This is a genomic window from Streptomyces sp. NPDC006476, assembly GCF_040612015.1.
In the GTDB taxonomy this organism is placed as follows: Bacteria; Actinomycetota; Actinomycetes; order Streptomycetales; family Streptomycetaceae; genus Streptomyces; species Streptomyces griseorubiginosus_B.
The window spans coordinates 1-26,076 of sequence record NZ_JBEXPK010000006.1; the positions used below are offsets into that span (position 1 = coordinate 1).

26 protein-coding genes are annotated in these 26,076 nt (G+C 72.0%); 16 read left to right on the forward strand and 10 right to left on the reverse strand.

What is annotated here, in order from left to right; translation table 11 throughout:
* The first annotated feature begins 224 nt into the window (after positions 1 to 224).
* Together ABZZ74_RS08395 and ABZZ74_RS08400 are read left to right on the forward strand one after the other, a co-directional pair.
* On the forward strand, positions 225 to 770 hold the full coding sequence (locus tag ABZZ74_RS08395; protein ID WP_356762515.1) for a sigma-70 family RNA polymerase sigma factor: 546 nt from the start codon (positions 225 to 227) through the stop codon (positions 768 to 770).
* Complete coding sequence (locus ABZZ74_RS08400; protein WP_356762516.1) at positions 763 to 1,755, forward strand: CU044_5270 family protein; 993 nt, start codon at positions 763 to 765, stop codon at positions 1,753 to 1,755. Before ABZZ74_RS08395 ends, ABZZ74_RS08400 begins: the two co-directional genes overlap by 8 nt.
* On the opposite strand, the gene ABZZ74_RS08405 is transcribed toward ABZZ74_RS08400, so the two are convergent.
* Complete coding sequence (locus ABZZ74_RS08405; protein WP_356762517.1) at positions 1,756 to 2,652, reverse strand: hypothetical protein; 897 nt, start codon at positions 2,650 to 2,652, stop codon at positions 1,756 to 1,758.
* 61 nt (positions 2,653 to 2,713) lie between these two features.
* On the opposite strand from ABZZ74_RS08405, the gene ABZZ74_RS08410 reads away from it, so the two are divergent.
* The gene (locus ABZZ74_RS08410; RefSeq protein ID WP_356762518.1) at positions 2,714 to 3,247 is read left to right on the forward strand and encodes a MarR family transcriptional regulator; all 534 of its coding nucleotides are present in this window, start codon (positions 2,714 to 2,716) and stop codon (positions 3,245 to 3,247) included.
* Between the two features lie 24 nt (positions 3,248 to 3,271).
* Here the strand turns inward: ABZZ74_RS08410 and ABZZ74_RS08415 are convergent, their stop codons facing one another.
* Complete coding sequence (locus ABZZ74_RS08415) at positions 3,272 to 3,637, reverse strand: nuclear transport factor 2 family protein (protein ID WP_356762519.1); 366 nt, start codon at positions 3,635 to 3,637, stop codon at positions 3,272 to 3,274.
* A 169-nt stretch (positions 3,638 to 3,806) separates the two neighbouring features.
* Between ABZZ74_RS08415 and ABZZ74_RS08420 the strand changes: the two genes are divergently transcribed.
* Complete coding sequence (locus tag ABZZ74_RS08420) at positions 3,807 to 4,100, forward strand: hypothetical protein (RefSeq protein ID WP_356762520.1); 294 nt, start codon at positions 3,807 to 3,809, stop codon at positions 4,098 to 4,100.
* A gap of 69 nt (positions 4,101 to 4,169) precedes the next feature.
* On the opposite strand, the gene ABZZ74_RS08425 is transcribed toward ABZZ74_RS08420, so the two are convergent.
* Complete coding sequence (locus ABZZ74_RS08425) at positions 4,170 to 5,924, reverse strand: ABC transporter ATP-binding protein (RefSeq protein WP_356762521.1); 1,755 nt, start codon at positions 5,922 to 5,924, stop codon at positions 4,170 to 4,172.
* 155 nt (positions 5,925 to 6,079) lie between these two features.
* Between ABZZ74_RS08425 and ABZZ74_RS08430 the strand changes: the two genes are divergently transcribed.
* The 6 genes from ABZZ74_RS08430 (at position 6,080) to ABZZ74_RS08455 (ending at position 12,196) form a co-directional block, all read left to right on the forward strand.
* A complete protein-coding gene (locus tag ABZZ74_RS08430; RefSeq protein ID WP_356762522.1) occupies positions 6,080 to 7,168 on the forward strand; it encodes an S-(hydroxymethyl)mycothiol dehydrogenase in 1,089 nt (362 codons plus the stop codon).
* Positions 7,168 to 7,797, forward strand: a complete 630-nt coding sequence (locus ABZZ74_RS08435) for an MBL fold metallo-hydrolase (RefSeq protein WP_356762523.1) — start codon at positions 7,168 to 7,170, stop codon at positions 7,795 to 7,797. Before ABZZ74_RS08430 ends, ABZZ74_RS08435 begins: the two co-directional genes overlap by 1 nt.
* 145 nt (positions 7,798 to 7,942) lie before the next feature.
* On the forward strand, positions 7,943 to 9,142 hold the full coding sequence (locus ABZZ74_RS08440) for a serine hydrolase domain-containing protein (protein WP_356762524.1): 1,200 nt from the start codon (positions 7,943 to 7,945) through the stop codon (positions 9,140 to 9,142).
* Between the two features lie 93 nt (positions 9,143 to 9,235).
* Complete coding sequence (locus ABZZ74_RS08445) at positions 9,236 to 10,150, forward strand: SDR family oxidoreductase (RefSeq protein WP_356762525.1); 915 nt, start codon at positions 9,236 to 9,238, stop codon at positions 10,148 to 10,150.
* Positions 10,151 to 10,430: 280 nt separating this feature from the next.
* Positions 10,431 to 11,279 carry an SDR family NAD(P)-dependent oxidoreductase gene (locus tag ABZZ74_RS08450; RefSeq protein ID WP_356762526.1) on the forward strand — a complete coding sequence of 283 codons (849 nt, stop codon included), beginning with the start codon at positions 10,431 to 10,433 and terminating at the stop codon, positions 11,277 to 11,279.
* A 218-nt stretch (positions 11,280 to 11,497) separates the two neighbouring features.
* On the forward strand, positions 11,498 to 12,196 hold the full coding sequence (locus ABZZ74_RS08455) for a L,D-transpeptidase (protein WP_356762527.1): 699 nt from the start codon (positions 11,498 to 11,500) through the stop codon (positions 12,194 to 12,196).
* A gap of 25 nt (positions 12,197 to 12,221) precedes the next feature.
* Here ABZZ74_RS08455 and ABZZ74_RS08460 read toward each other — a convergent pair whose 3' ends face one another.
* Positions 12,222 to 13,421 (reverse strand): Gfo/Idh/MocA family oxidoreductase, encoded by a 1,200-nt coding sequence (locus tag ABZZ74_RS08460; RefSeq protein WP_356762528.1) that lies wholly within the window; start codon positions 13,419 to 13,421, stop codon positions 12,222 to 12,224.
* A 163-nt stretch (positions 13,422 to 13,584) separates the two neighbouring features.
* Here ABZZ74_RS08460 and ABZZ74_RS08465 point away from each other — a divergent pair, with 163 nt between their 5' ends.
* The 3 genes from ABZZ74_RS08465 to ABZZ74_RS08475 all read left to right on the forward strand — a co-directional run bounded on the left by ABZZ74_RS08465 (position 13,585) and on the right by ABZZ74_RS08475 (position 15,907).
* Positions 13,585 to 14,763, forward strand: a complete 1,179-nt coding sequence (locus tag ABZZ74_RS08465; protein ID WP_356762529.1) for an ROK family transcriptional regulator — start codon at positions 13,585 to 13,587, stop codon at positions 14,761 to 14,763.
* Between the two features lie 81 nt (positions 14,764 to 14,844).
* Positions 14,845 to 15,030 carry a hypothetical protein gene (locus ABZZ74_RS08470; RefSeq protein WP_133043718.1) on the forward strand — a complete coding sequence of 62 codons (186 nt, stop codon included), beginning with the start codon at positions 14,845 to 14,847 and terminating at the stop codon, positions 15,028 to 15,030.
* Between the two features lie 55 nt (positions 15,031 to 15,085).
* Entirely contained in the window at positions 15,086 to 15,907 is an 822-nt protein-coding gene (locus tag ABZZ74_RS08475; RefSeq protein WP_356762530.1) for an EamA family transporter, read from the forward strand.
* Between the two features lie 4 nt (positions 15,908 to 15,911).
* Here ABZZ74_RS08475 and ABZZ74_RS08480 read toward each other — a convergent pair whose 3' ends face one another.
* From ABZZ74_RS08480 to ABZZ74_RS08490, 3 genes are all read right to left on the reverse strand, one after another.
* Positions 15,912 to 17,288: a S1 family peptidase gene (locus tag ABZZ74_RS08480; RefSeq protein ID WP_356762531.1), complete on the reverse strand. Its 1,377-nt coding sequence runs from the start codon at positions 17,286 to 17,288 to the stop codon at positions 15,912 to 15,914.
* 114 nt (positions 17,289 to 17,402) lie between these two features.
* Complete coding sequence (locus tag ABZZ74_RS08485; protein WP_356762532.1) at positions 17,403 to 18,227, reverse strand: SAM-dependent methyltransferase; 825 nt, start codon at positions 18,225 to 18,227, stop codon at positions 17,403 to 17,405.
* A 52-nt stretch (positions 18,228 to 18,279) separates the two neighbouring features.
* Entirely contained in the window at positions 18,280 to 19,275 is a 996-nt protein-coding gene (locus tag ABZZ74_RS08490) for a hypothetical protein (protein ID WP_356762533.1), read from the reverse strand.
* A gap of 26 nt (positions 19,276 to 19,301) precedes the next feature.
* Here ABZZ74_RS08490 and ABZZ74_RS08495 point away from each other — a divergent pair, with 26 nt between their 5' ends.
* Both ABZZ74_RS08495 and ABZZ74_RS08500 read left to right on the forward strand, forming a co-directional pair.
* Positions 19,302 to 20,480, forward strand: a complete 1,179-nt coding sequence (locus tag ABZZ74_RS08495; protein ID WP_356762534.1) for an aminotransferase class I/II-fold pyridoxal phosphate-dependent enzyme — start codon at positions 19,302 to 19,304, stop codon at positions 20,478 to 20,480.
* Positions 20,481 to 20,595: 115 nt separating this feature from the next.
* Positions 20,596 to 20,982 (forward strand): PPOX class F420-dependent oxidoreductase, encoded by a 387-nt coding sequence (locus tag ABZZ74_RS08500; protein ID WP_356762535.1) that lies wholly within the window; start codon positions 20,596 to 20,598, stop codon positions 20,980 to 20,982.
* A 63-nt stretch (positions 20,983 to 21,045) separates the two neighbouring features.
* Here the strand turns inward: ABZZ74_RS08500 and ABZZ74_RS08505 are convergent, their stop codons facing one another.
* The 3 genes from ABZZ74_RS08505 to ABZZ74_RS08515 form a co-directional block, all read right to left on the reverse strand.
* Complete coding sequence (locus tag ABZZ74_RS08505; RefSeq protein ID WP_356762536.1) at positions 21,046 to 23,817, reverse strand: hypothetical protein; 2,772 nt, start codon at positions 23,815 to 23,817, stop codon at positions 21,046 to 21,048.
* Positions 23,818 to 23,970: 153 nt separating this feature from the next.
* Positions 23,971 to 24,384, reverse strand: coding sequence for a zinc ribbon domain-containing protein (locus tag ABZZ74_RS08510; protein WP_133043950.1), 414 nt, complete (start codon positions 24,382 to 24,384; stop codon positions 23,971 to 23,973).
* Positions 24,385 to 24,517: 133 nt separating this feature from the next.
* On the reverse strand, positions 24,518 to 25,186 hold the full coding sequence (locus tag ABZZ74_RS08515; RefSeq protein ID WP_356762867.1) for a TetR family transcriptional regulator: 669 nt from the start codon (positions 25,184 to 25,186) through the stop codon (positions 24,518 to 24,520).
* A gap of 206 nt (positions 25,187 to 25,392) precedes the next feature.
* Between ABZZ74_RS08515 and ABZZ74_RS08520 the strand changes: the two genes are divergently transcribed.
* Entirely contained in the window at positions 25,393 to 26,055 is a 663-nt protein-coding gene (locus ABZZ74_RS08520; RefSeq protein ID WP_356762537.1) for a peptidoglycan-binding domain-containing protein, read from the forward strand.
* The last annotated feature ends 21 nt before the right edge of the window (positions 26,056 to 26,076 follow it).

Genomic DNA, 26,076 nt, shown 5'->3' on the forward strand with positions numbered 1-26,076 from the left:
TCGGCGCGCATCAGCAGCGCCATCACGCCGCCGATCAGGAAGAACGCGAACGACGTGACGAGGTAGAGCGTCCCGATCGTCTTGTGGTCAGTGGTCGTAAGCCGTCTGAGGTGCCTCATGCCCCGCCTGTGTCCGGGCCCGGCCCGTCGGTCACACTCCAGTGACGCGACGAGAATCACTGAGACGGGTGTGACGATCCGGCGGGTGCCGGACACGAACGGGACATGAGCAACGACGAGATCTTCGCCGCTGCCTATCGCGAGCACTACTGGGCGGTCAGCCGCTATGTCGCGCGGCGACTGGACGGGCGGACCAGCGAGGTGGAGGAAGTGGTGGCGGAGGTGTTCACGGTCGCCTGGCGACGCCGTGCCGACCTGCCGGGGTCCCCGCTGCCCTGGCTGTACGGCGTGGCCCGCAACTGCCTGGCCAACGCGGTACGCGGACACGGGCGCAGGCGCCGGCTGGTGGACCGGCTGGGCAACGACGAGAGCGCGCACGGCCGGCACGTCGTGGACAGTCCCGACGCGGAGTCGCCCGGTGCCTGGGTGCACGAGGCACTGGCCCGGCTGTCCGAGGCCGATCAGGAGGTGCTGCGCCTGACGGCGTGGGAGGAACTGGAGATCGACGAGGTCGCCGTCGCCCTCGGCTGCGGCAGACGGGCCGCGACGATGCGGCTGCACCGGGCCAGGCGCCGGCTGAGAGCCGAGATAGACCGTATGCGTCCCCCGCTCAAGACCGGTGCGGCCACGAAGGAGCACGACCATGGCTGACGAACTCGACCTGCTGCGCCGGGCCGACCCCGTTCCGGTCGACGGCGCCCACTTCGGCGACGGACCACTGGACCACCGCGCCGAACGGCACCTCGCGGGCCTGTTGAGCGAGCGGACCGCCGAGCGCCGGACCCGCGTGCTCAACGCCCGGCGTTCCCGGCTGACCTGGGCACTCGTCGCCGCGGCCGTCGTCTCCGCCGTCACCCTCACCCTGGTCGTCAGCGGCCCCGGCACACAGCCCGCCGTCGCCGCGCCCCGCCCCCTGGTGGTGCTGGCCGACTCCACCCCGCTGCCCTTGGAGCAGCTGGCCGACCGCGCCGAGACGGCCGCCGCCGACGGCTCGCCCGAGCTGCGCAAGGGCACCCATGTGCAGTCCTGGAGCCTGGGCATGAGCGACGACAAGCCCCCGGTCACCCTTCCCGAGGAGCGCGTCGTGCGCTGGAGGGCCGACGGCAGCCACACGGAGCTCGTCGTGGCGACCGATCCGCGCCACCGGGGACGGCCCGTCCTCAGCGACGCGGGCGGCGACCCACGCCTGGTCGAGGACGGCCATGTCGTGGAACGGCGGACCTATCCGCCGAGTTGGAGCGACGCCCCGCCCGAGTCGCCGCCACCGCACGACGTGGCCGGCCTGCGCGCCTATCTGCAGGATTCCGCGTACACCCGCACCGCCCTCACGACCCCGGAACTCCTCGACGCCGTCGACGACCTGCTCGACCACTGGACCCTGGGCGCCCGCGAGAACGCCACCCTCGCCCGGCTGCTGGCCGGCACCCGGGGACTGCGGCCGGTCGGCGAGGTCACCGACCGCCTCGGTCGGCGCGGACAGGCCTACGTGTACGACGGGCCCGGCACCCGCACGATGCTGATCATGGACCCGTCCAAGGGTGCCGTCCTGGGCCTGGAGACCACCTTCTCCCGGCCCGACCCCGAGTACGGCGTCAAGACCGGCGACGTGATGTCGTACAGCGCCTGGATGAGCTGATCACACCCCGGGCTGCCCGCCGGCCTCACCTCCGACGTGCTGACCGACCGGCTCCTCCCGTACCGGAGGTGCCGCCGTGGGATCTGTACCGTCGAGGAAGCCGGACGCCTGGGTGTGCAGGCGGCCAGCGCCGACGGCGCCGGCCCAGCGGGCTACCTCGGTTGCGAGGGCCCTGGCCCCGGCCTCGTCACCCGTGGCGCGGGCCACCACGGCCAGCAGCAGCTGCTGGGACAGCGTGCCCGCGACGAGGCCCGCGCCGGCGCCGAGCGCGGTGGCCCGCCGCCAGCGTTCGAGGGCGCGCTCGTGGTTCCCGCCGTCGTGGTCGTGCATGCCGAGGTGCCGCAGTGCCTCCCGGGCCAGCAGCGGATCGGGGCCGGACTCCCCGGCCGCCAGGGCCGCCGTGTAGTGGGCCGGCGCGGCGGCGAGGTCGGCGAAGAGGTTGTCGGTGATCAGCCCCAGGTACATCGAGGTCCAGCCGCCGCGCACCTCGTCGGGCGCGCCGTCGCGCAGGTCCCGCGCCTGGCGCCTGAGCCCTGCGAGGACCTCCGGGTCCTTTCCCTCGGGGCCGAGGCGCAGGGCGCCGTCGACGACCAGCAGACGGCCGTAGGTGTGCCGCAGCTGTGCGAAGCCGAGGTCCCAGTCGCCCTCGGGCAGCAGCTCGGCCGCGGTCTCGAGGCGGGGCCCGGCGATGTCGCTGCCCGTGAACCAGTCGCTCTCCAGGGCGACTTCGGCGGCCGCCCGGGCGAGCCGGGCTCGGTCCGCCGGGTCGTCGGGGACGGCCGAGTCCAGCAGCCGCAGGGCTCTGGGCCAGCGGCCGGCGAGGGACAACTCCTGTGCGGAGGCGACCAGTTCGTCGATGGTGACGGATGTGCGCAAAGCGCTCGTCGCGTTCGTCATGACGAGAGAAGCTAGTTATGCGGAAAACCATCCACAAGAAAACCACTGCGGGAGACAGACGATGGAGGACTCGGCAGACCGGCATGTCGAGGAATGGGTGAAGGAACTCGACTGGATGGACCCGGTGAAGGAGGCGATCTTCGTCCGCCTGGCCGTCCTGTCCCGGCACGCGTCCAAGGCCCGGCGCGAGACGCTCGACTCCGACGGGCTGCGGCACTGGCAGTACAAGGTGCTGCTCACCCTGCGCCGGCTCGGCCCGCCCTACACCGCGAGCCCGTCACAGCTCGCCGACCGGCTGGGGCTGACCCGGGGCGCGCTGTCGGCCCGGCTGGGACCGCTGGAGGAGGCGGGCCTGATCCGCCGTACCCACGAGGAGGGCGACCGTCGGCGGGTGCGGGTGCGGCTCACCGAGGCAGGAGACGCCGCCTTCGAGCAGCATGCCGCGTCGGAGGAAGCGGGCGAGGTCGCGCTGCTCTCCGTACTGACCGCAGAAGAACAGCGGACACTAGCCGACCTGCTGCGGAGGCTGGTCGTCTCCGCCGAGTCCGGCCCAGAGCCGCTCGAGCCGAAAAGGTCCAGGTCAACCGGGAGCTGACCTGGACCCTCGCGGTTCTGGCTCCTATTCGTCCCATGCCTGGATCAGGATTTCCTCGGCGATCTTCCCGTCCCGCAGCGTGATCATCGACTCGGCCAGGACCCGGGTCCCGTCCGCGTACTCGCACGACTGGCTGTAGGCGGCGTGGTCGCCCTGGACGATGCACTGGTCGACCCTGTGCGTCATGTCCCGGCTGTATATGTCCTCGAACAGCGCGCCGATCTCGTTGCGGCCGTGCAGGACCCGGGGTTTGCTGGGCTGGGTGTTGCGGTCCACGATGCGCACTTGCGCGTCGTCCGCGTAGAGCGACAGAAGGTCTGCCGCCGTATGTCCCTCGACGCCCCTCTTCAGCGTGTCGGCGTTGAAGCTGCTGCTTGCCGCAGTGCCCATGGTGACCTCCTTCGAGGGCCGCGACCCGGTCGGGAGCGGGCCGCGAAGGCCCCACCTTCGAGACTCCTCCGCCCCGGCGGGCTCGGCAAGCGCAACCGCGCGCTCCGCCTCGCGGGTGAGTGGAGGCGAGCGCCCGTGTCCGGCGGGCCGCGGTGCCGTTGTTCACAGCATGATCTCAACACGACGTATCGTCGCCGCCGTCGGTCTCGCCGCGGGCCTGAGCGGGCTGGCGGCGCCGCTGGCCTCCGCGGCCGAGGCGGCGGCACCGGGCACGGGCGCGGTCAACCCGATGGCCACCCTCGACTCACTCACCGTGAGCGACCTGCCCGCGGCGCACAAGGCGGAGATTCCGCGGCCGTCCGGGCAACTGCAGCAACTGAACAGGCTCAACGACCTCGGCCAGCTGCACCAGCTCACCGACTTGGCCGCGCCCGTGACCGGTCTGCTCGGCGGCATCGAGTAGCCGACCGCGTACAGCGGAACGAGGGCCGCCCGGATCCGGGCGGCCCTCGTCGCGTCTCAGCCACGCCAGTCAGCCCGCCGTCGCCAGGAACTGCGTGGCCGCGAGCTCCGCGTAGAGCGGGTCGGCGGCCACCAGTTCACGATGGGTGCCCACCGCCCGTACCCGGCCCGCGTCCATGACGACGATCCGGTCGGCCATCGTCACCGTGGACAGCCGGTGGGCGACGACGAGGACCGTGGTCGTCCGGGCGACGTCCGCGACGGTGTCGCGCAGGGCCGCCTCGTTCACCGCGTCCAGCTGCGAGGTCGCCTCGTCCAGGAGCAGCAGGCGGGGGCGGCGCAGCAACGCGCGGGCGATGGCGACCCGCTGCCGCTCACCGCCCGAGAGCTTGGTGCCGCGATGCCCCACCAGGGTGTCAAGGCCCTTGGGGAGCCGGGCGACCAGCCCGTCCAGCCGGGTCGTCTTCAGCACCCGCGTGAGCATCGCCTCGTCGGCCTCCGGATTGCCCAGCAGCAGGTTGTCCCGCAGCGAACCCGACAGGACCGGGGCGTCCTGCTCCACATAACCGATCGCGGAGCGCAGCCGGGGCAGCTCCCACTCGGCCAGATCACGGCCGTCGAGCGATATCGTCCCGGACTCCGGGTCGTAGAACCGCTCGATGAGCGAGAACACCGTGGTCTTGCCCGCGCCGGACGGACCGACGAACGCCGTCATACCGCGCGCGGGCACCTCGAAGGTGACCCCGTGATGGACGTACGGCAGGTCGTCGGCGTACCGGAAGCGGACCTCGTCGAAGGCGAGCGAGGCCGGCTCGGCGCCGGCCGCGGGCAACGGCGCCTCTTCGGCCGGGGGTTCGGCCGGCAGGGCCAGCGCCTCCTGGATACGGGCCAGGGCGGCGGCGCCCGTCTGGTACTGGGTGATCGCGCCGACCACCTGCTGGATCGGGGACATCAGGTAGAAGACGTACAGCAGGAACGCCACCAGCGTGCCGACCTGGATGGCGCCGGTCGCCACCCGCGCCCCGCCCACCGCCAGCACCGTGATGAAGGCGATCTGCATCGCCAGACCGGCCGTGTTGCCCGCCGCGGCCGACCACTTGGCGGCCCGCACGCTCTGCCGCCACGACTCCTCGGCGGCCTCGTGCAGCGTCAGCTCCTCCCGGTGCTCCGCGCCGGACGCCTTCACCGTGCGCAGCGCGCCGAGGATGCGCTCCAGCGAGGCACCCATCACCCCGACCGCGTCCTGCGCCTGCCGGCTGGCCCGGTTGATGCGCGGCACGATCACGCCGAGCACCGTGCCCGCGCCCAGCATCACCGCCAGCGTGACCCCGAGCAGCACCGGGTCCACCAGACCCATCATCACCACGGTCGCCACCAACGTGAGCCCGCCCGTGCCGAGGCCCACCAGGGAGTCGGTGGTGACCTCACGCAGCAAGGTGGTGTCGGAGGTGATCCGGGCCATCAGATCGCCGGGCTCGCTGCGGTCGACCGCCGTGATGCGCAGCCGCAGCAGATACGACGACAGCGCGCGCCGCGCCCCGAGCACCACCGACTCCGCCGTGCGCCGCAGCACGTACGAACCCAGCGCGCCCAGCGCCGCGTTGGCGACCACCAGGGCCGACATGGCGAGCAGCGCGCCGGTGATCGCCCGGTCGTGGGACAGGTCGTCGATCAATCCCCTGGCCACCAGCGGCAGCAGCAGCCCGGCGGCACCGGTGAGCAGTGACAGCAGCGCGCCGGCCAACAGGGCCCAGCGGTGCGGGCGTACATAGCCGAGGAGGAGCCGCCAGGCGGGTGGACGGGTCCCGGTGTCTGCGATGCTCACGGCGCTCCTCGACGGTCGTGGAGCATTCAGGCTACGTCGGCGCCCACCCCCAGCCGCGGCCAGCGGTTCCGCCACTGACCGATGTCGTGTCGTTACTGATCAGTCACGCGTAGGGTCGAACGGACCGACAGCGGCCGATGAAAGGGTTCAGCACCATGGCGCAGGAAGTACGCGGCGTGATCGCACCGGGCAAGGGCGAGCCGGTGCGGGTGGAGACGATCGTCGTGCCCGATCCCGGCCCGGGGGAAGCGGTCGTCCAGGTGCAGGCGTGCGGGGTGTGCCACACCGACCTGCACTACAAGCAGGGCGGCATCAGCGACGACTTCCCCTTCCTGCTCGGTCACGAGGCCGCGGGTGTGGTGGAGTCGGTGGGCGAGGGTGTCACCGACGTGGCACCGGGCGACTTCGTGATCCTCAACTGGCGTGCCGTGTGCGGGAACTGCCGGGCCTGTCTGCGCGGGCGGCCCTGGTACTGCTTCAACACCCACAACGCCGAGCAGAGGATGACCCTCGCCTCGACCGGTCAGGAACTGTCCCCGGCGCTGGGCATCGGCGCCTTCGCGGACAAGACGCTGGTGGCCGCCGGACAGTGCACCAAGGTCGACCCGGGCGTGGCCCCGCAGGTGGCCGGCCTGCTGGGCTGTGGTGTGATGGCCGGAATCGGTGCGGCGATCAACACCGGCAACGTCGGGCGCGGGGACAGCGTGGCGGTCATCGGCTGCGGCGGGGTGGGCGACGCGGCGATCGCCGGGTCCCGGCTCGCGGGGGCGGCGAAGATCATCGCCGTGGACATCGACGACCGCAAACTGGCCACCGCCCGGGAACTGGGCGCCACCCACACCGTCAACTCCCGCGAGGGCGATCCCGTCGAGGCGATCCGCGAGCTGACCGGCGGCTTCGGCGCCGACGTGGTGATCGAGGCGGTCGGCCGCCCCGAGACGTACCACCAGGCCTTCTACGCACGCGACCTGGCCGGCACGGTGGTGCTGGTCGGCGTTCCCACCCCGGAGATGAAACTCGAACTGCCCCTGCTGGACGTGTTCGGCCGTGGCGGTGCGCTCAAGTCGTCCTGGTACGGCGACTGTCTGCCCAGCCGGGACTTCCCCCTGCTGATCGACCTGCACCTCCAGGGCCGTCTGCCGCTGGAGAAGTTCGTCACCGAGACCATCGAACTCGGCGAGGTGGAGAAGGCGTTCGAGCGGATGCACCACGGTGACGTGCTGCGCTCGGTGGTGGTGCTGTGATGGCCGCCCGCATCGAACGCCTGGTCACCTCGGGCACTTTCGCCCTGGACGGCGGCACCTGGGAGGTGGACAACAACGTGTGGCTCGTCGGCGACGACCACGAGGTCGTCGTCATCGACGCGGCCCACGACGCCGACGCGATCGCCGAGGCGGTGGGCGACCGCCGGCTGACGGCGATCGTGTGCACCCACGCCCACAACGACCACGTCAATGCCGCACCCGCCCTCGCGGAGCGCACCGGTGCCACCATCTGGCTGCACCCGGACGACCTGCCGCTGTGGAAGCTCACCCACCCCGACCGGGACCCCGACGCCCATCTCGTCGACGGCCAGGTCATCGAGGCAGCCGGCGCCGACCTCACGGTGATCCACACCCCGGGGCACGCGCCCGGCGCGGTCTGCCTCCACGACCCCGGCCTGGCCACGGTCTTCACCGGCGACACCCTCTTCCAGGGCGGACCGGGCGCCACCGGCCGCTCCTACTCCCACTTCCCGACGATCATCGACTCCATCCGCGACCGCCTGCTCACCCTGCCACCGCAGACCAGGGTCCTCACCGGTCACGGCGATCCGACCACGATCGGCGCCGAGGCACCGCACCTGGAGGAGTGGATCGCCCGGGGCCACTGAGCCTGTTCGCCTCCCTGGTAGGTGTGCGGGTGTGTGGCTCCGAACGAGTGGACTCGCCGCGATGCCCGGGGAAGGGCGCCTTCCCGATCGGCCGCCGATGGTGATGTTGCCGTCCCGGCCCGTGACTGGAGAGGCGCCTCCCCGCATGCGACGTACCCCCCGCCGCCGACTGCTCGCCGTGACACTGTTCGTGGCGTCCCTGCTGGTTCCGACGGCCGTGGCCCCCGCCACCGCCGTCCCGGCCGGGACCGCCCACCCGTCCGGTCGGCACCACTGTCCGCCGGGTGGTCTCGGGCCGGGCGTGACCGCACGGCTGGACCGGACGATCGAGGACGTCCGCCGGCAGGCGGGCATCCCCGGTGCCGTCGTGGGACTGTGGATGCCGGGCAAGGGGTGCTACGTCCGGGCGAGCGGCGTCGCCGACAAGGCGACCGGCAGGCCGATGACCCCCGACGTCTACGAGCGGATCGGCAGCGAGACCAAGACCTTCACGGCCACCGCCCTGCTGGAACTCGTCGACGACCAGCGTGTCCGGCTGGACGACCCCATCTCCCGCTACGTCCACGGCGTGCCGGGCGGCGGCCGGATCACGCTGCGCCACCTCGCCGAGATGCGCAGTGGCCTGTTCCCGTACAGCTCCGACCCGGACTTCGTGCATGACCTGCTGAGCGACCCGGAGCGCTCCTTCACTCCCCGGCAACTGCTCGCGTACGCGTTCAAGCACAAGAACACCTTCGCGCCGGGCACGCGGTTCCAGTACTCCAACACCAACTTCGTCCTGCTCGGGCTGGTCATCGAGAAGGTCTCCGGTCAGCGGCTCGCGGACTTCATCGACGCGAGGATCCTGCGGCCGGCCCGGCTGCACCACACGCTGCTGCCGCGGGGGACGGAGTTCCCCGACCCGCATCCGCACGGCTACACGGACCAGACGCTGACCGGCGCGGTCGCCGACGCCACCCACTGGAACCCCAGCTGGGCATGGGCGGCCGGGGCGATGATCTCCGACCTGCACGATCTGCGCCGCTGGGCCGGGGTCGTCGCCACCGGGAGACTGCTGAGCCCCCGTACCCAGGCGCAGCGGCTCAGGATGCTGCCGACCGGTCTCCCCGGCCTCAGCTACGGCCTCGGCCTCTTCGACGCCAACGGGTGGATCGGGCACAACGGCTCCATCCCCGGCTACGAGACCGTGACCGTGTACCTGCCCGCGCAGCGGGCCACCCTGGTCATCATGATCAACACGGACTCGACCGTCCAGGGCCAGGAACCCTCCACCCTCCTCGCGCGGGCGGTCACGGCGATCGTCACCCCGGACCACGTCTACGACGGCGCGGTCGCCGCACGCTGAGAACCGGCAGGAAAAAGGCGACAGCAGATGTCCGGCTTCCACGGCACCCTCGGCAGTGACCGACAACCGAGGCCAGCCAACGGGAGGCCGGACATGTCCGTAGCGCTGAACGGCAAGGTGGCGCTAGTCGCCGGGGCGACGCGGGGGGCGGGCCGCGGGATCGCGGTGGAACTCGGCGCGGCGGGCGCCACCGTGTACGTCACCGGACGCAGCACCCGCGCACGGCGCTCCGAGTACGACCGCCCCGAGACCATCGAGGACACCGCCGACCTCGTCACCCGAGCAGGCGGCCGGGGCATCGCCGTACCCACCGACCACCTCGAACCGGACCAGGTCCGCGCCCTGGTCGACCGCATCGCCGACGAGCAGGGCCGCCTGGACGTCCTCGTCAACGACATCTGGGGCGGCGAGAGTCTCTTCGAGTGGGACCGTCCGGTCTGGGAGCACGACCTGGACAAGGGCCTCAGGCTGCTGCGGCTCGCCGTCGAGACGCACGCCGTCACCAGCCATCACGCCCTGCCCCTGCTGCTGCGCCGGCCCGGCGGCCTGGCCGTGGAGGTCACCGACGGCACCGCCGAGTACAACCGCGACACCTACCGGGTCTCCTTCTTCTACGACCTCGCCAAGACCGCCGTCCTGCGCATGGCCTTCGCCCTCGGCCACGAACTCGGCCCGCGCGGCGCCACGGCCGTCGCGCTGACACCGGGGTGGCTGCGCTCGGAGATCATGCTCGACCAGTTCGGCGTGCGCGAGGACAACTGGCGCGACGCCCTCACCGAGGTCCCGCACTTCGCGATCTCCGAGACCCCGCGCTACGTCGGCCGCGCCGTCGCCGCCCTCGCCGCCGACCCGGAGGTGGCCCGCTTCAACGGCCGCTCCCTGTCCAGCGGCGGCCTCGCCCAGGTCTACGGCTTCACCGACCTCGACGGCAGCCGGCCGGACGCCTGGCGCTATCTCGTGGAGGTGCAGGACGCGGGGAAACCGGCGGACGTGACCGGGTACCGGTGAGGTCAGGGATGGAGCATCGGGGGTGACCAACGCGCCGGATGGCCAGGTGGCAGCGTCAGATCGTTCGCGTACGGCCGCGTAGTAGGCGTCCCGGGTGACGCGCTGCTGTTCCAGCAGTGCTTCCCAGGCAGGGTTCCGGCCCGCCAGCGCCTCGGCGAGCAGCGGCTCCGCCTCCTGCAGGGACAGCGGCGCTCCTCCCACCGAGCGGCCCGCTCCCGCGGAAATCGACATGGACGCACGCTGTCTGTCCCGTGGATCTTGCGGGGAGTAGGTTCGGGCCATGGCTGACATGAAGCGCTTCGAGGGGTACGGGGTTCTCGTCACGGGCGCGGCCCGCGGCATCGGCGCCGCCGTCGCCCGGCGCCTGGCCGAGGAGGGGGCGCGGGTCCTGCTCACCGACGCGGACCCGCCCGAGGTCGAGAAGACGGCGGGGGCACTGCGCGAACGGGGCCTGGCCACCGAGGCGTTGGCGTGCGACGTGGGGGACCGGGCGGCGGTGGAGGCGGCTGTCGCGCACGCCGTCGACGCCTTCGGCTCCCTCGACGTCCTGGTCAACAGCGCGGCCTCCTGCACTCCCGACACCCCGCTCTTCGAGGACGGCCCGGACGAGGCGTGGGCCCGGGACCTCGACATCACCCTCACCGGCGCCTACCGCTGCTGCCGGGCCGCGCTCCCGCACCTGGCGGCCTCCGGGCGCGGCGCCATCGTCAGCATCGGCTCCGTCAACGGCCGGATGGACTTCGGCAACCAGGCCTACAGCGCCGCCAAGGCCGGCCTCGCCTCCCTCACCCGCACCCTGGCCGGACAGGCGGCCGGACGGGGAGTCCGCGTCAACCTCGTCGTGCCGGGCACCGTGCGCACGTCCGCGTGGCAAGGCCGGGAGGACGACTTGGAGGCGCTGCGCCCGCTGTACCCGCTCGGCAGGGTCGGGGAACCGGAGGACATCGCGGCGGCCGTCGCCTTCCTCGCCTCCCGCGACGCGGCCTGGATCACCGGCACAGAACTGACCGTCGACGGCGGCCTGACCGCGGTCCACACGGGGTTCAACGCGGTGACGGGGGTACGAAGCGACACCTGCCCCTCACCGTCGGCGCAGCCCCGATGCGGCGGCGCCTACGAAGTCCCGTGAGGAAGGCAGGAGTTGGGGGACCGAGGCAGGCCCTGGGGCGCGTGTGCGGTGCGTGTCCTCGGGGTAGGCAGGGGACGACCGCTGTGACCTGGCGCACTGCGAATGTCACCGTTTCGTCGTAACGTGCGGCGACTTACAACCGATCGCGGCGGACATCGGTCTAGCTGGCAGAGATCGCAGATCGGACGACCATTCCGCGCGAAAGGCAAAGGCAGACCATGGGGGACATCCGCAGACGGGGAGCCGTCGCACTCGGGATCACCGGACTGGTGGCACCGCTCACCCTCGCCCTGGGCACCGGTTCCGCCCAGGCGGCCACGAGCTGCACCACGCAGGCCGGGCCCTATCAGAAGCAGGTGGAGAGGTTCCTCGGCCGGCCGGTCGACGGAAAGCAGTCCGCCGCCGACTGCCAGGCCATCAAGGCCTTCCAGACCAAGCACGGCATCACCCCGAACATCGGGTACGCGGGTTCCGTCACCTGGGGCGTGATGGACCTCATGAACAAGCAGAAGGCCGTCGGGAACAACCCGAACAAGGAAGGCAAGTGCCCGACGAACAAGGGGCGCATAGCCTGCGTGAACCTCACGCTCCAGCTCAGCTGGATCCAGGACGGCAGCAGGCTGGTCTACGGCCCGGTTCCGGTCCGCACGGGCCGCAAGGGGTACGTCACCCGCACCGGTCTGAAGAAGATCTACTGGCGTGACAAGAACCACGTCTCGAACATCTACAACGTGCCGATGCCCTACAGCCAGTTCTTCGACGGCGGCCAGGCCTTCCACTCGGTCAACCTCAGCATGTGGAACCCGCCGGGCTCGCACGGCTGCGTCAACATGACCACCGCCACCGCCAAGAAGTACTGGTCCCTGCTGAAGACCGGCGACGACGTCTTCGTGTACGGGCGCAAGCCGGGCACCTGAGCAGGCACCCGGCCCGGCGTCCCGCCTACTGCGGGGCGTCCCCGAAGTCCGGGATCTCCAGCCGTACCCCGCCCTGCCGCGCCGACTCGTGCGCGATGATGCCCGGCAGGGTGTAGCGGGCGGCCACCCATGCGTTGACCGACGGCAGGGACCGCGTGTTGACGGCGGTCACGAAGTCGTCGACGAGGAAGTGGTGGCTGCCCTCGTGCCCGTTGTGCAGGTTGTCGAACGCCCGCGGCAGCCGCGCCCGGTCGTGCACGGGTGCCGAACCGGAGGTGAAGGCCGCCCGCAGCTCCGGCGCGATGTGCTGGAGCGACGGGTCGTCGGGGGACATGGTGGGCTTGGGCTCCAGCAGTTCGCTGATGTCCTTCACGCCCTTCTTGTCCTGCCACAGGGCCACCGTGGCGAGCTGCTCCATGCTCGCCTCGGTGCCGAAGAAGCGGAACCGGGACTCGCGGATGTGCGAGGGGTAGCCGACGCGACGGAACTCGTTCGTACGGAAGGATCCGCCTCCCGCGACCTCGAACAGCGCGGTGGCGTTGGAGACGTCGTTGTCGAACTGGCTGACGGAGCGGTCGAAGACGCCGTCGCCGCGGTCGTCGCGGACGCCGATCGCCGACACGCTCACCGCGTGCGTCTGCCAGGCGCCGAGCACCCCGCCGACCGCGTGCGTCGGGTACAGCAGCGGGGGATAGCTGGCGGTGGCCTTCCAGTTCTCGCCGCCGCTGTACTGGTAGGCGTCGTAGAAGCCGAGGTCCATGTCGTGGACGTAGTCGCCCTCGGCGTAGAAGAGCCGCCCGAAGGCGCCCTCCGCGATCTGGTTGCGGGCGTGCACCGTCGCCGGGTTGTACTGGCTGGTCTCGCCCATCATGTACGTCAGTCCGGTCGTCCTGACCGCGTCGATGATCGCGGCGATCTCCTCCGTGGTGATCGCCATGGGGACCGCCGAGTACACGTGCTTGCCGGCGTTCAGGCCCTGCAGGACCAGCGGGCCGTGCGTCCACCGCTGGGTGAAGATCGCGACCGCGTCGACAGCCGGCGACTGGAGCATCTCCTCGTAGCTGGGGAAGGTTCCCGCCAATCCCTGCGCGGCGACGAGCTGTTCGGCTCGTTCGGGCAGCAGGTCGGTGACGTGCACGTCGCCGACACCGGGGTGGGCCTGGAACAGCGTCGCGAACTGACCGGAGAACTGGCCGGCGCCGACGATGCCGAGGGAGAACGTCATGAAAGGCGTGCCCTTCACTGGGAGAGGATCGGACACTTACTTTCGTCATGAAAGAATCCTGGCGTCAAGAGCCCGGTGGACATGTTTTCGCCAGAGCCTGCGGCGCCTTAGAGTGAGCACGTTGATTCCGTGACGAAAAAAATCATGTGGGAGCCTGACCTCCATGACCACAGTTGCCGCCAGCTGGCTTCCCCTGAGCCCCGGCGAGCGCTCGGTGGCGATCGAGGTGCTCGTCAACGGCCCCCTGTCGCGCACCGAGCTCGCCCGGCGGCTCGACCTCTCCGCGGGCAGCCTCACCCGGCTCACCAAGCCGCTGATCGAGTCCGGCCTGCTGGTCGAGGTGCCCGAGGCCGGCGCCCCGGCTGAGGTGCGCCAGGGGCGGCCCTCGCAGCCGCTCGACGTCGTCGCCGAGTCCTGGTCCTTCATCGGCTTCAAGATCACCGAGGACATGGTCTACGGCGTCGTCACCACCCTCCGGAGCGACATCGTCGCCCGCCACGACCGCCCGCTCACCACCCATGACCCCACCGAAGTCGCCGACGTGCTCGCGGAGATGACCGGCGAGTTCACCGCCGCGCACCCGTGCCCGGCGGGCATCGGCATCGGCGTGGGCGGACGGGTCGCGGACCGGGCCGTGGTCGCCGAGTCCCCCTTCCTGGGCTGGCGGGGCGTGCCGCTCGCCGGGCTCGTCGAGGAACGCACCGGGCTGCCCGTCGTCGTCGAGAACGACGTCGCCGCCCTCGTGGAGGCCGAGACCTGGTTCGGTGCCGGGCGGGGCCTGGACCGCTTCGTCGTCCTGACCATCGGCGCCGGTATCGGCTACGGGCTGGTGCTGGGCGGCAGACGGGTGCCGAACGCCGAGGGCGACCGCGGGTTCGGCCGCCACTGGATCGTCGACCCCCACGGCCCGCTCACCCCGGAGGGGGAGCGCGGCAGCGCCGTCTCCCTGCTCGCCATCCCGAGCATCCGCTACCAGCTCCGGGCCGCCACCGGCCGGGACTGGACCTACGAGGAGATCCTCGCCCGGGCCGCCGCCGGGGAGCCCATGCCCGCCCGCGTCATCGACGAGGCGGCGCGCGCCCTCGGCACGCTGGTCGCGCAGATCTCCAACTTCGTGATGCCGCAGAAGATCCTGCTCGCCGGAGAGGGGGTCGGGCTGATGGATGTGGCGGGGAACACGGTGGGGGAGACGATCAGGACGCTCCGGCACCCGATGGCCGCCCCGGTCGCCCTGGAGACGAAGGTGTCCGATTTCCACGACTGGGCCCGCGGTGCGGCCGTGTTGGCGATCCAGGTGCTGGTGCTGGGAGCGGCGGAGTCCGAACTGGCCGGTGGATCTTGACAGATGGACGTGATCAGTAACACGGTCTGATATGCCCGTTTCCAGCCTGATTACTCACGGCGCCTTCACCTCCGGAGCCGTATGCTTCACACCATGTCCACCACTGTTGAAACCGTCTCCGAGCGTTCGGCGGACGAGGTCAACGAGGAGATCCGGGCCCTGTGGCGCCGGTCGGGCGGGACACTGAGCGTCGAGCAGCGCGAGGAGTACCAGCGGCTCGTCCTGGAGTGGGCCGCCGCGGCTCCCCAGCCCGCGCGGGCGGCCTAGCTTCATCTGACGCCCGCCGCGCATCGGCGCGCCGGTCCGGGGCACCCCTGATCGAATGGGTCCCCTCCTCGCACTGGCCTCGGCCGTCTGTTACGGCGTCGTCGACTTCAGCGGCGGGATCCTCTCCCGCCGGGCCTCCTTCACGGCCGTCACCTTCCTCGGCCAGATCGGCGGTCTCGCGCTCGCCTGTGTCGCCGCGCACCTCGTTCCCGCCGACGCCGTCCACCCCGCCGACCTGCTGTGGGGCGCCCTGTCCGGCCTGGGCAGCGGCACCGCCATGCACTTCCTCAACCGCGGCCTGAGCCGCGGGGCCATGACCGTCGTCGTCCCCCTGAGCGCGGTGACCGGCGTCGCCCTGTCCGTCCTGTGCGGCGTCCTCCTCCTCGGCGACCGGCCCGACCCGTCGGCCTGGGTGGGCATCGCCCTGGCGGTGCCCGCACTCTGGTTCGTCTCCGGGGGCCGGGCCGGCGCGGCCCCCGGCGCCGGCGACGGGCTGCTCGCCAGCGCGGGCGTCGCCGTGCAGTACGTCGCCCTCGGCCTGGCAGGTGCGTCCGCCGGGCTGTGGCCGGTCGTCGCCGGCCGTGTCGCCGCCGTACTCCTGCTGCTGCCGACCACCCTGCGGCACGGACCCCTGCGACTTCCGCCCCGGATCGCCGCCCAGGCGCTCCTCGTCGGGGCCGGGGCCGCGCTCGGCCTGATCCTCTATCTGCTCGCCGCCCAGCGGCAGTTGCTGGCCGTCGCCGTCGTCCTCGCCTCGCTCTATCCGGCCATCCCGGTGATCCTCGGCCTCGCGCTGCTGCACGAGCGCATCACCGCCCGGCAGACCGCCGGACTGCTCGGCGCGGCGGCGGCCACCGTCCTGCTCACCCTCGGCTGACCCGTCAGCCCCAGCTCGCGGAGTAGGCGCGCCGGTAGTCCTTGCGGTCCTGCTCCGCCCGGATCCACCGCGTGGCCACCAGCGCGATCATGCTGCCGCCGATGACCAGCATCCCGGGGCCGATGTTCCGCGGGTCGCTCAGCCGGGCCAGCAGGGTCGTGCCGGTCGAGGTGCCCGTCGCCGGGGTGGTGGAACCGGGGGACGTGGTGTTGGGCGCGATCGCGCTGTGCGTGGCCGACGCGGACGGTGCCGGTGAGGCGCCCTGCTGGGCGGCCGCCTGCTTGGAGACGATCAGCTGCACGTTGAGCGCCTGCATCGCCTTCGTCACCGGCTGGAAGAACGTCGTACCGCCCGAGGTGCAGTCGCCGCTGCCGCCCGAGGTGATGCCGAGCGCGATGCCCTCGGAGAACAGCGGACCGCCACTGTCGCCCGGTTCGGCGCACACGTTCGTCTCGATGAGCCCGGTCACCGTGCCCTCGGGGTAGTTCACCGTCGCGTCCAGCCCCTTGACCTCACCGTCGTGCAGACCGCTGGTGCTGCCGCTGCGGAACACACGTTCCCCGACCACCGGATCGCTCACGCCGGTGATCCGCACCCCGTTTCCGTTGCCGATGGCCACGATGTCCGCGCCCTGCCCCGCCGTACCGCTCGCGTACTGCACGAGGGAGAAGTCGCTGCCGGGGAAGTTCTGCTGCACGGTGGTGCCGAGCTGCTGATTGCCCTGGCTGTTGGCGAACCAGATGGAACCGTTCGGCCCGCAGTGCCCGGCGGTGAGGATGAAGTCGGTCTGCCCGTTGGTCACGTTGAACCCCGCCGAGCAGCGCCCGCCGGTCGACAGGATGGGCGCCGCCCCGTTGAGCCGGGTGGTGAACGTGCCCTTGGTGCGCTCCATCCGCACGAAGCGGCCGATGCCGGACGCCACCTTGGTCATGTCCGACCAGTCGGAGGCCGAGACGGTGCTGTCGGCCTGCACCACCACCTGGTTCGTCCGGTAGTCCATCACCCAGGCCGTGCCCGCCACCCGGGGCGCCGAACGCAGCGTCGCCGTGGCCGCCTTGAGCTCGTTCATGCTGTGGCCGACCATCTTCGCCTCGGCGCCCGCCCGCTCGACCTCGGCCGCCGCCTTCTGGTCGGTCACCGCGACCACCGTGCGCCCGTCCGCGCCGACCCACGTCCCCGCCGTACGCGCGGTACCCAGCTGCGCCACCAGCGAGGCACCCGTGCCGGGCGTGTCCCCCTTGGCGCTGAACGGAAGGGCGGAGGTACCGGGAGACTCGCTCGCCATGGCGGCCTGCGTCACCATGGCTCCCCCCAGGAGGAGTCCGCCGACGGCCGCCAGTCGTGTCACTCGCCGGACCATCCGTCGTCGTGCGTGCCTCATGCATGGCTCCCGAACCAGTACGCGCGGTGCCAACACCGCGGGGCCCTCCGGTCGTTGAGCACCCTCTCTCCATACGTTCCGGGAGCCGACCGCGTTCAGCGCGCCGGTGATCTTCTACGGCTTGCGCCCCACCCCGCCGTACATCGCCACCTCCAGGGGCTCGTCCCCCTCCTTCGGACGCCAGCGCGAACACGACACCACGCCCGGTTCCAGCAGCTCCAGGCCGTCGAAGAACCGCGCCACCGCCTCGGGCGTGCGCTGCGTCAGCGCCGGCGTGCCGTGCTGGTTCCAGAACCGCACCGCCTCGTCCACCTCGGGCAGCGCCGGAGTCGTGATCGTGTGCGACAGCACCAGGTGGCTGCCCGCGGGCAAGGCCTCCATGAACCGCCGCACGATGCCGTACGGGTCCTCGTCGTCGCCGACGAAGATGACCACCCCGAGCAGCATCAGCGCGACCGGCCGGGACAGGTCCAGGGTGGCGGCGGCGCGCTCCAGGACCGCCTCGACATTGCGCAGGTCCTCGTCCAGATGGTCGGTACGGCCCTCCGGCGCGCTGGTGAGCAGGGCGCGGGCGTGCGCCAGGACGAGCGGATCGTTGTCGACGTACACCACCCGGGACTCCGGGGCCAGCCGCTGGGCGACCTCGTGGGTGTTGTCGGCGGTCGGCAGCCCCGTGCCGATGTCGAGGAACTGGCGGATGCCCGCGTCCGCGACCAGATGACGCACGGCGCGGCCCAGGAAGAGCCGGTCGGCGCGGGCGTACTCGCCGATGGAGGGATGCAGTTCACGGATGCGGTCGCCGGCCACCCGGTCGACCTCGTAGTAGTCGCCGCCGCCTAGCCAGTAGTTCCAGATCCGCGCCGTGTGCGGGCGCAGGGTGTCGATGCGTCTGCGCAGCGCCTCGGCGGGATCTTCGGTGGCTGCCGGGTTGTCCGTCACGTGCTCAGCTCCTGGAGGGCCTGGTGGTCGGGCGCGGGGGGCAACCGGCAATCTAGACGGCGGAGTTGATGTCTGCCGAGGGTACGGCGGGAGAGATTTTCCCAAGAAGTGCCGCACGGCCGGCCTCGTCGCCCCACACGGACGCCGGATCGACGTAAGGCCGCAGCAGCGCGGTCAGTGCCGGGTCCGCCCGGCGGTTCAGCTCGTCCGAGGCGAGCTTGCGGGCGATCCCGGCGAGGAAGTCGGCCAGCTGCACCCGCGGATCCTCGCCGGCCACCACCAGCCGCAGCCCGCCGAGCCGGATCCCGGCCCGCCGGGCCGACTCCTCGATCCAGGCGATGCGCTCCGGCGTCAGCAGGTTCTGCCGGTCGTGCACGAGCCGGACCTCCTGGCCGCCCGCGCCCCAGTACGCGGCCGTGCGCACGATCGCCGGCAGCAGCGGATTGAGCAACGGAATCAACGGCGGTCCGGCGAGCAGTCCGGCCCGGTAGTCGTCCGCCCGGGAACGGGATGCCGCCAGCTTGTCCAGGACCGCTGCGACGGCCGTACGGGCATGCGCGCGCCGCAGGTCGTCCACCGTGCGGGAGAACAGGTCCGCCGGCTCCGAGGGCTCCCCGTCGTGCCGTACCCGCAGCAGCCGGTTCGCCGCCCGCACGAACTCCCGCCACCCCGCCTCCCCGAACGTCCGCCGCCCGGCCCGGTACAGGAACAGCGCCTCGGCCGTGTCGCCGAGCAGCAGATGGGCCGTCCGGTCGACGACGAAGAACTCCTTCTCGACCAGGTGCACATGGGCTCTGGCGTGGATCGGACCCCCCGGCGCGAGCAGCCATTCCAGCACCGCCCGGTGCTTCTCCCGCAGCAGATGGTTGGCCTTGTACTCCTCCGCGGGCGAGCGGATGCGGTCCCGGATCTCCCGCACGCACGCGGCCGCGGCGTCCACCGGCAGCCCGACCCCGGCGTGCGCGAACACGTCGGTGTTCCCGCCGGTGAGGTTCTCGCCGTCCGAACCCGACTCGTCGCAGGCGACTTCACGGTCGTTCCAGGTCACAGCACGGCCCCCTTATCTTGTGCGACATGAACAGGATCCCGCACGACACGTCCGGCGAACCGAACCCCCTGCGTGCCCTGTCCCTGGACCGGCTCCGTCGCCGCACGAGCATGAAGTGGCGCACCTACCCGGCCGACGTACTGCCGCTGTGGGTGGCGGAGATGGACGTTCCGCTGGCCGAGCCGATCGTCCGGGCGGTCACCGACGCCCTCGCGCTCGGCGACACCGGCTATCCGGCGGGCACCGCCTACGCCGAGGCGCTCGCCGCCTTCGCCGACAAGCGGTGGGGGTGGGACGGGCTCGCCGTGGAGCGCACGGCGATCGTGCCCGACGTGATGCTGGGCGTCGTCGAGATGCTGAAGCTGGTCACCGGGCACGGGGACCCGGTCGTCGTCAACTCGCCGGTGTATCCGCCGTTCCACCAGTTCATCGCGCACATGGACCGGCGGGTGGTCGAGGCCCCGCTCGGCGCGGACGGACGCATCGACTTCGGCACTCTGGAGGAGGCCTTCGAGCGGTCGGCCGCCGGCCGGCGCCGGGCCGCCTACCTGCTGTGCAGCCCGCACAACCCGACCGGTGTCGTGCACACCGCCGGGGAGCTGGCCGCCGTGGCCGCCCTCGCCGACCGGTACGGCGTCCGGGTGGTCGTCGACGAGATCCACGCGCCGCTGACCGCCTCTGGCGTGGACTTCGTGCCGTACCTGAGCGTCCCTGGCGGGGAGAACGGCCTGTCGCTCATGTCCGCGTCCAAGGCGTGGAACCTGGCGGGCCTCAAGGCGGCGCTCGCGATCGCGGGCCCGGAGGCCGCGGCCGATCTGGCGCGCCTGCCGGAAGAGGTCGGTCACGGCCCCAGCCACATCGGTGTCATCGCCCACACCGCCGCCCTGACGGAGGGCACGCCCTGGCTGGACGCCCTGCTCGCCGGGCTCGACGACAACCGGCGACTGCTGTCGGACCTGCTCGCCGAACACCTCCCCGCCATCACCTGTCGCCCCGGCCAGGCCACCTACCTGGCCTGGCTGGACTGCCGTGCGCTGGGCCTCGACCAGGACCCGGCGGACGTCTTCCTGGAGCGCGGCAGGGTGGCCCTGAACTCGGGGATCCCCTTCGGCACCGGGGGCGCGGGGCACGTACGCCTGAACCTGGCGACCTCGCCCGAGGTGATCACGGAAGGCGTACGGCGGATGGCCGCGGCGCTGCGCTGACCCGCGCGGCTCGCGGTCGGTCGATCCGGCGGTCCCGCCCGGCCGACGGGGCCGAGCACTCGGTCCTCGCGTCCTCGGACTCCTCGCTGCCGCACGCCGTGCCTAGACTTCCGGCATGGAGGACAGACAGCTGGAACGGCTCGGCTCGGGCAAGTACCTGTTGATCACCAGCTACCGAAAGAACGGCACCCCGGTCGCCACCCCGGTGTGGGTGGTGCGCGACGGTGACACGCTCGGTGTTTGGACGGCCGCCGACTCCTGGAAGGTCAAGCGGATCAGGGCCCGCGGCGACGTCCTCGTCGGCCCCTGCGACCTGCGCGGCAACCCCACGGGGGCGCAGATTCCCGCCACAGCCGAGATCACCGACGAGGCGACCGTCGCTCACTACCGCGAACTCATCGCCCGCAAGTACGGCATCGTCGGCCGGCTCACCCTGCTCGGCAGCCGACTGCGCCGGGGCCTGAAGGGCACCGTCGGCATCCGCGTCACACCGCAGCCCTGAGACACGGACGGCCGCGCGGTCCTGTGAAGGAACCGCGCGGCCGTCACGACGGCACGTCCCGTGTTACGAGGCGTCGAGCACCGTGCCGTTGAGCACCGGCCCGCCCGGCAGCGGGTTGCCGACCTCGTCGCTCAGCTGGAACCGCACCGACTCCGCCGGCTCCGCCACCTGGTCCGTGACCGTCGGCACGGACACCTCGGCGCTGACCTGTCCGGGCGGCAGACCCGCGGCCACGGCCAGGTACTGCACCGAGGACAGCGGCCGCTCGGGATCGGGCTGCTCGCCCGAGACGTTCTCCAGCCACTGCGGATCCACGTCCTTCGTGGACAGCTCCGGCCCCCCGGTTATAGGCACCACGCCGAAGGACTCGAAGAGGTCCACGTCCGCCGCGGCGGACAGCGTCACCTTCCACTTCAGGGTCTGCCCCTCGGTCACCCGGTCCGCGACCGGCGTCACGGTGACCGTCGGCATCGGGTCGTCGTTCTGCACGGTGACCCCACCGCGGTAGGAGCCGACGACGGCGCCATGCACGGCCTTGACCAGCACCGCGTTGTCGACGTCGTAGGCGAACCTCGTATTGCCCTTGACCTGCACCTTCACATCGATGTCGTGACCGCCGGGCCGCACCGTGACGAGGCTCTGCTTCTCCTTGCCGGTGGCCGGGTCGATGACGTACACCCGCACCTGTCCGTCGCCCCGCCCGGACACCCGTACGGGCACCTGGTACGTGCGGACGCCCGAGTCGCCCTCCTTCACCGTCGTACGCCCGATGTCGACGCGCGGCAGCGCGGCCTCCCGCACCGCCGGAGTGCCGGGGCGCCAGCCCCAGGCGTCCATCAGCCAGGCCTGGCCCCGGGCCGACCGGGGCGTCAGCTCCAGGGACTTGACGTGCTTCAGGTCCAGGCCCGCCCGGGACGCGGCGGTCAGCGGGACGCGGACCTCACGGGCCCAGTAGGAGGCGGTGCGTTCGGTGCCGGGCAGCCCGTCGACCTTGACCGCGCCGAGGGCGGCCCGCCTGCCGTGGGTGTCGGTCAGGGACACGTCGATGCGGGTGCCGGTCGAGTTCGGCGGAACGATCAGCCGCAGCGCCAGATCCTTGGAGCCGGTGAGAGCGACCGGGGCGCCAGGACGGATCCGCGCCGGGGAACCGGCCGCCGACCACTTCAGCGCGACGGCGCGACGGCCGACCTCACGGGTGGGCTCCCACGTCGCGAAGTGCGGGGAGACGCCCTTCGCACCGGAGGGGAGGCAGGCCACGTGCTGGTCCGGGTCGACGGCCGAGCACAGCCGCCCCCCGGTCACCGACAGCTTGCCGTCCGGCAGGAGGCCCCCGACGCGGTTCGCCCCGACGGCGTGGGTGAGCACGCGCGCCGGGTCCGCCGAGGGCGCCCGCCGGCCGGAACCGTCCAGCAGCGGCCGTACCCGGTCGTCCCCGGCGACGAACAGCCGCGCCGCCGCCGCGATGTACGTGCTGCCCGCCCGGTGCTGCTGGTCGGCGGTCAGCCGGGTCGCGGTGCCCGGCGAGCACACCGGGTCCCGGTGCTCGTCGTCGTCGAAGAAGTCGTCCTCCGAGGGCGCCTGGGACTGGCCCGGAGTCCACTCGGTGTTGAAGAAGTTGTGGTCGGCGCCCACCACGTAGACGGCGCTGTGCAGCGCGCTGCCGCGGCTGACCGAGCGGGTGCCGTCGACGTACACCTCGCCCTGCAGGTCGGAGACGTCTCCGTCGCAGCCCGGCAGGATCGTCGTCGAGGGGACGTCCGCGACCGGATTCTGGCCGAAGATCGTCGGTCCGATGAGCACGGTGCCGCTGATGTGCCAGCGCACCGGCCCGTGGTAGCCGTCCTGCGCGGACGGCGGCGGGTAGAGGCTGTCCATCGCCGCCCGGTTGACGCCCTCACCGCCGCGGGAGTGGCCGACCAGCAGGACGTGCGAGAGATCCGCCGGCGGGGCGTCGCGGACGATCGCGGGGGCCGAGGCGGGGTGGGCGGCCCACTCGGCCCAGCGGGCCAGGTGCTGCCGCACCAGCGAGGAGCGGGCCTGGGCGCCGCCGTCCTCGGCCGCCCAGTCCTGGCCGTTGATGCCGTTGGCGGCGATGGAGACGGTCACATAGCCCTGGGAGGCCAGGAGTTGCTGGTCGCGCAGGTAGCCGCGGTAGCTCGGGATCGGCTTGGTGCCGGCCGGGCAGGGCCAGTCGCCGCTGATGTCGTCGCCGTTGTAGCAGGTGCTGTGGCGGCCGTGCAGGAACAGTGCGAGCGGACGCTTGCCGGTGGTGCCCTGGGGCGCGACGACCACGGCCTTCATCTCGACGGGCTGCGGGAAGTCGGGCAGCTTCACCGGGTCCAGGTCGTACTCGCCGGTGGACGTACGGTACGGGCCCGGCTTCCCGGGATCGACGGAGTTCGCCGGCAACTGCGCGGGCGGCTGGGCGGCCGCCGTGTCAGCCCGGCCCGGCGCCCGGGTGCGGCCCGCCGCGTCCAACTGCCGTCCCGCGGCCCGTACCTGAAGGCCCGTCAGGTGACCGGCGGTCTTGCCGAGCGCGAGCCGGAAGGTCCTGCCGTCCTTGCCGGGGGCCGGATGGCCGAGCAGCCGGCCGCCGGCGTAGAAGTCGACGCGCGCGTCCCCCATCGGCACGGGCGCGGTCGAACGCCACACCAGCTGCCGCGCCGCCCCCTGACCGGCGATCCGCCAGCCGGGCGGGAGGGGGCTGTCGCTGTCTGCCGTCGTCGTGAGCGGTCTGGCGTCGGGCGGTCCGGCCGCCTGCGCCAGCCCTGGCGATCCCCCCGCCACCGCGAGCACCGCCACCGCGGTCACCGCTATTCGCCGGGCACGGAACAAGGTGTTTCCTCCTCAAGTACCGAGCACAGGCGCCCCGTTGGTCAGCGGGGGCCTCTCGTGTACCTGAGGACGGCGGGTGGGAGCTGTGGGTTGCCTGTGTGCGCGGATTCGATCACCGGCGCGAACAGGATCAGGCCGTCGGAGTGCCGGAGGTCAGGTCCAGGCGCGGTACGGCTCGTCGACCAGTTGGAACACGGGCTCACCGCGCACCGGGTCCTTCACCGTCGACAGGCGTACCCGGTCGCCGCTGTGGATGCCGATCAGCGGGCCCATGACGCGGCCCCGGACGACGAACCCCTCGGCCATCTCGACGAGGGAGACATTGCGCGCGGCGGGGGTGTTGCGGTGCACCACCGTGGCGTGCCGGATGGTGCCCGTGCCCTCGCTGCGCTCCGTCCTGAGGTCGCTGCCCTGGCAGACGGGACACAGCAGCCGGTGGTACATGGCGGTGCCGCACCAGGTGCAGCGCTGGAAGAGGATGGTGTCCGCGTCGCGCGAGGCCGGATCGAGGAGGCCCGCCGCAGAGCCGGCGGTCTGACGGGCGACGCCTACTGAGTGGTGGTACACGCTGGTCAACTCCCTGCGCTCGGCCGGAATCCCACGTGCGCGGTTCGCCGTGCCACCGTGCACGGCATCAATGTATGACACTCAGTGTCGTCCGTAAAGGCACTGCGTACCCTCAATATGAACTCGCTCTCGGTCACTCCTTTTCGAGGGCGCCCTCGATCTCCTGGACGACCCGCCACAGGGGTGCGCCGCGCCGGGAGACGACCACCACGACGTCCTCGGTCTCCTCCTCGCCGTCCGGCGTCGAGGGGGCGGAGAACGCCGACTGCACGTATCCGAGGGCATGGTCCAGCGCGGCGCTCGCGTCACCCTCTCCGTCCGAACGCAGCCAGGAGCGCAGCGCGTTGTTGTGCGCCGCCGCCACCGCCGCCGCGATCACGTCGGCGCGCAGTGTCCCGTCCTGCCGGCCGGCCAGGCGGCCGCGCAGATAGTCGGCGAAGGCCCGCTCGTAACGCCACACCACCGACAGCTCGTAGGCGCGCAGCCCGGGCACCTTCTTCGTCAGGCGGTAGCGCTGCACGGAGAAGGTGGGGTTCTCGGTGTACATCCGCAGGACGATCCGGACCGCGTCGCACACCCGCTGTACCGGATCCTGGTCGTCGGTGCTCTCGGCGAGGAACGCCGTCATCTCCGCGAGGCACCGCTCGTGGTCGGGGAAGACCACGTCCTCCTTGGAGGGGAAGTAGCGGAAGAACGACCGCCGTCCGACGCCGGCGAGCGCCACGATGTCGTCCACGGTCGTCTGTTCGTAGCCCCGCTCGAGAAACAGCTGGAAGGCCGCCGCGACCAGGGCGTCCCGCATGGGTGGCCGTGTGGCCGCCGGCTCCGTCTTCATGACCGCGAACGTAGCATCCGAGCGAGGCGAATGACACTCAGTGCGCTCCTGACAGGGAACTCGGTGTCGCCCGGGGGATGAGGGAGGCCTCCGGCTGAACTGCCGGGGACGCGGGCGCGTATCACTCCCCGGGAACGGCGAAGAGTCCCGTCCCGGCACGGAAGGAGAGCACTGTGCCCGCACCGCCGGCATCCGGATCGCCCGACGACCGCCCGCCGCTGGAGCCCATCGTCGTCCTGCGCCCGCGCCGCACCGACGCCCTGGCGGAGCTGTTCAAGGAGATGGAGCAGGGCGCCCCCGGCCTCGAGCCGATCGCCGTGCCCGACCCGCACTCCTGGGACGAGGGCGAGACCCAGGAACTCCCACCGGTGCGCGTCCCCGCCCCGGACGGCGGACGCCGGTTCGGCTTCGGGTCGGGACTGCGCCGCGCCGCCGTCACGGTCGCCGTGGGCGCGGCCGCCCTCGTCGGCTTCGGCTGCGCCCTGCTGCTGCCCGGCCGCAGCGGTGAGGCCGCCACCCCCGCACCGTCATCCAGCCCGACGGCCTCGGCCGAACCGACGCCGACGCCGACGGCGTCCGGCGCGGCCGACCCCGACGGCGCGGGCACCCTGCGCGAGGGCGACAGCGGCCCCGCCGTCATCGACCTGCAGCAACGCCTGCGCGACATCCCGAACGTCTACGACAACGGCTCCACCGACGGCCGCTACGACGCCACCCTCGAGGCGGCGGTCGCCCGCTTCCAGCTCTGGTACGGCATCCGCGGCGACGAGACCGGCGTCTACGGCAACGACACCCGGCAGGCCCTCGAATCCCGGACCGGTGCCGCCACCGGCTGACACCGTGGGACCAGGACGGGG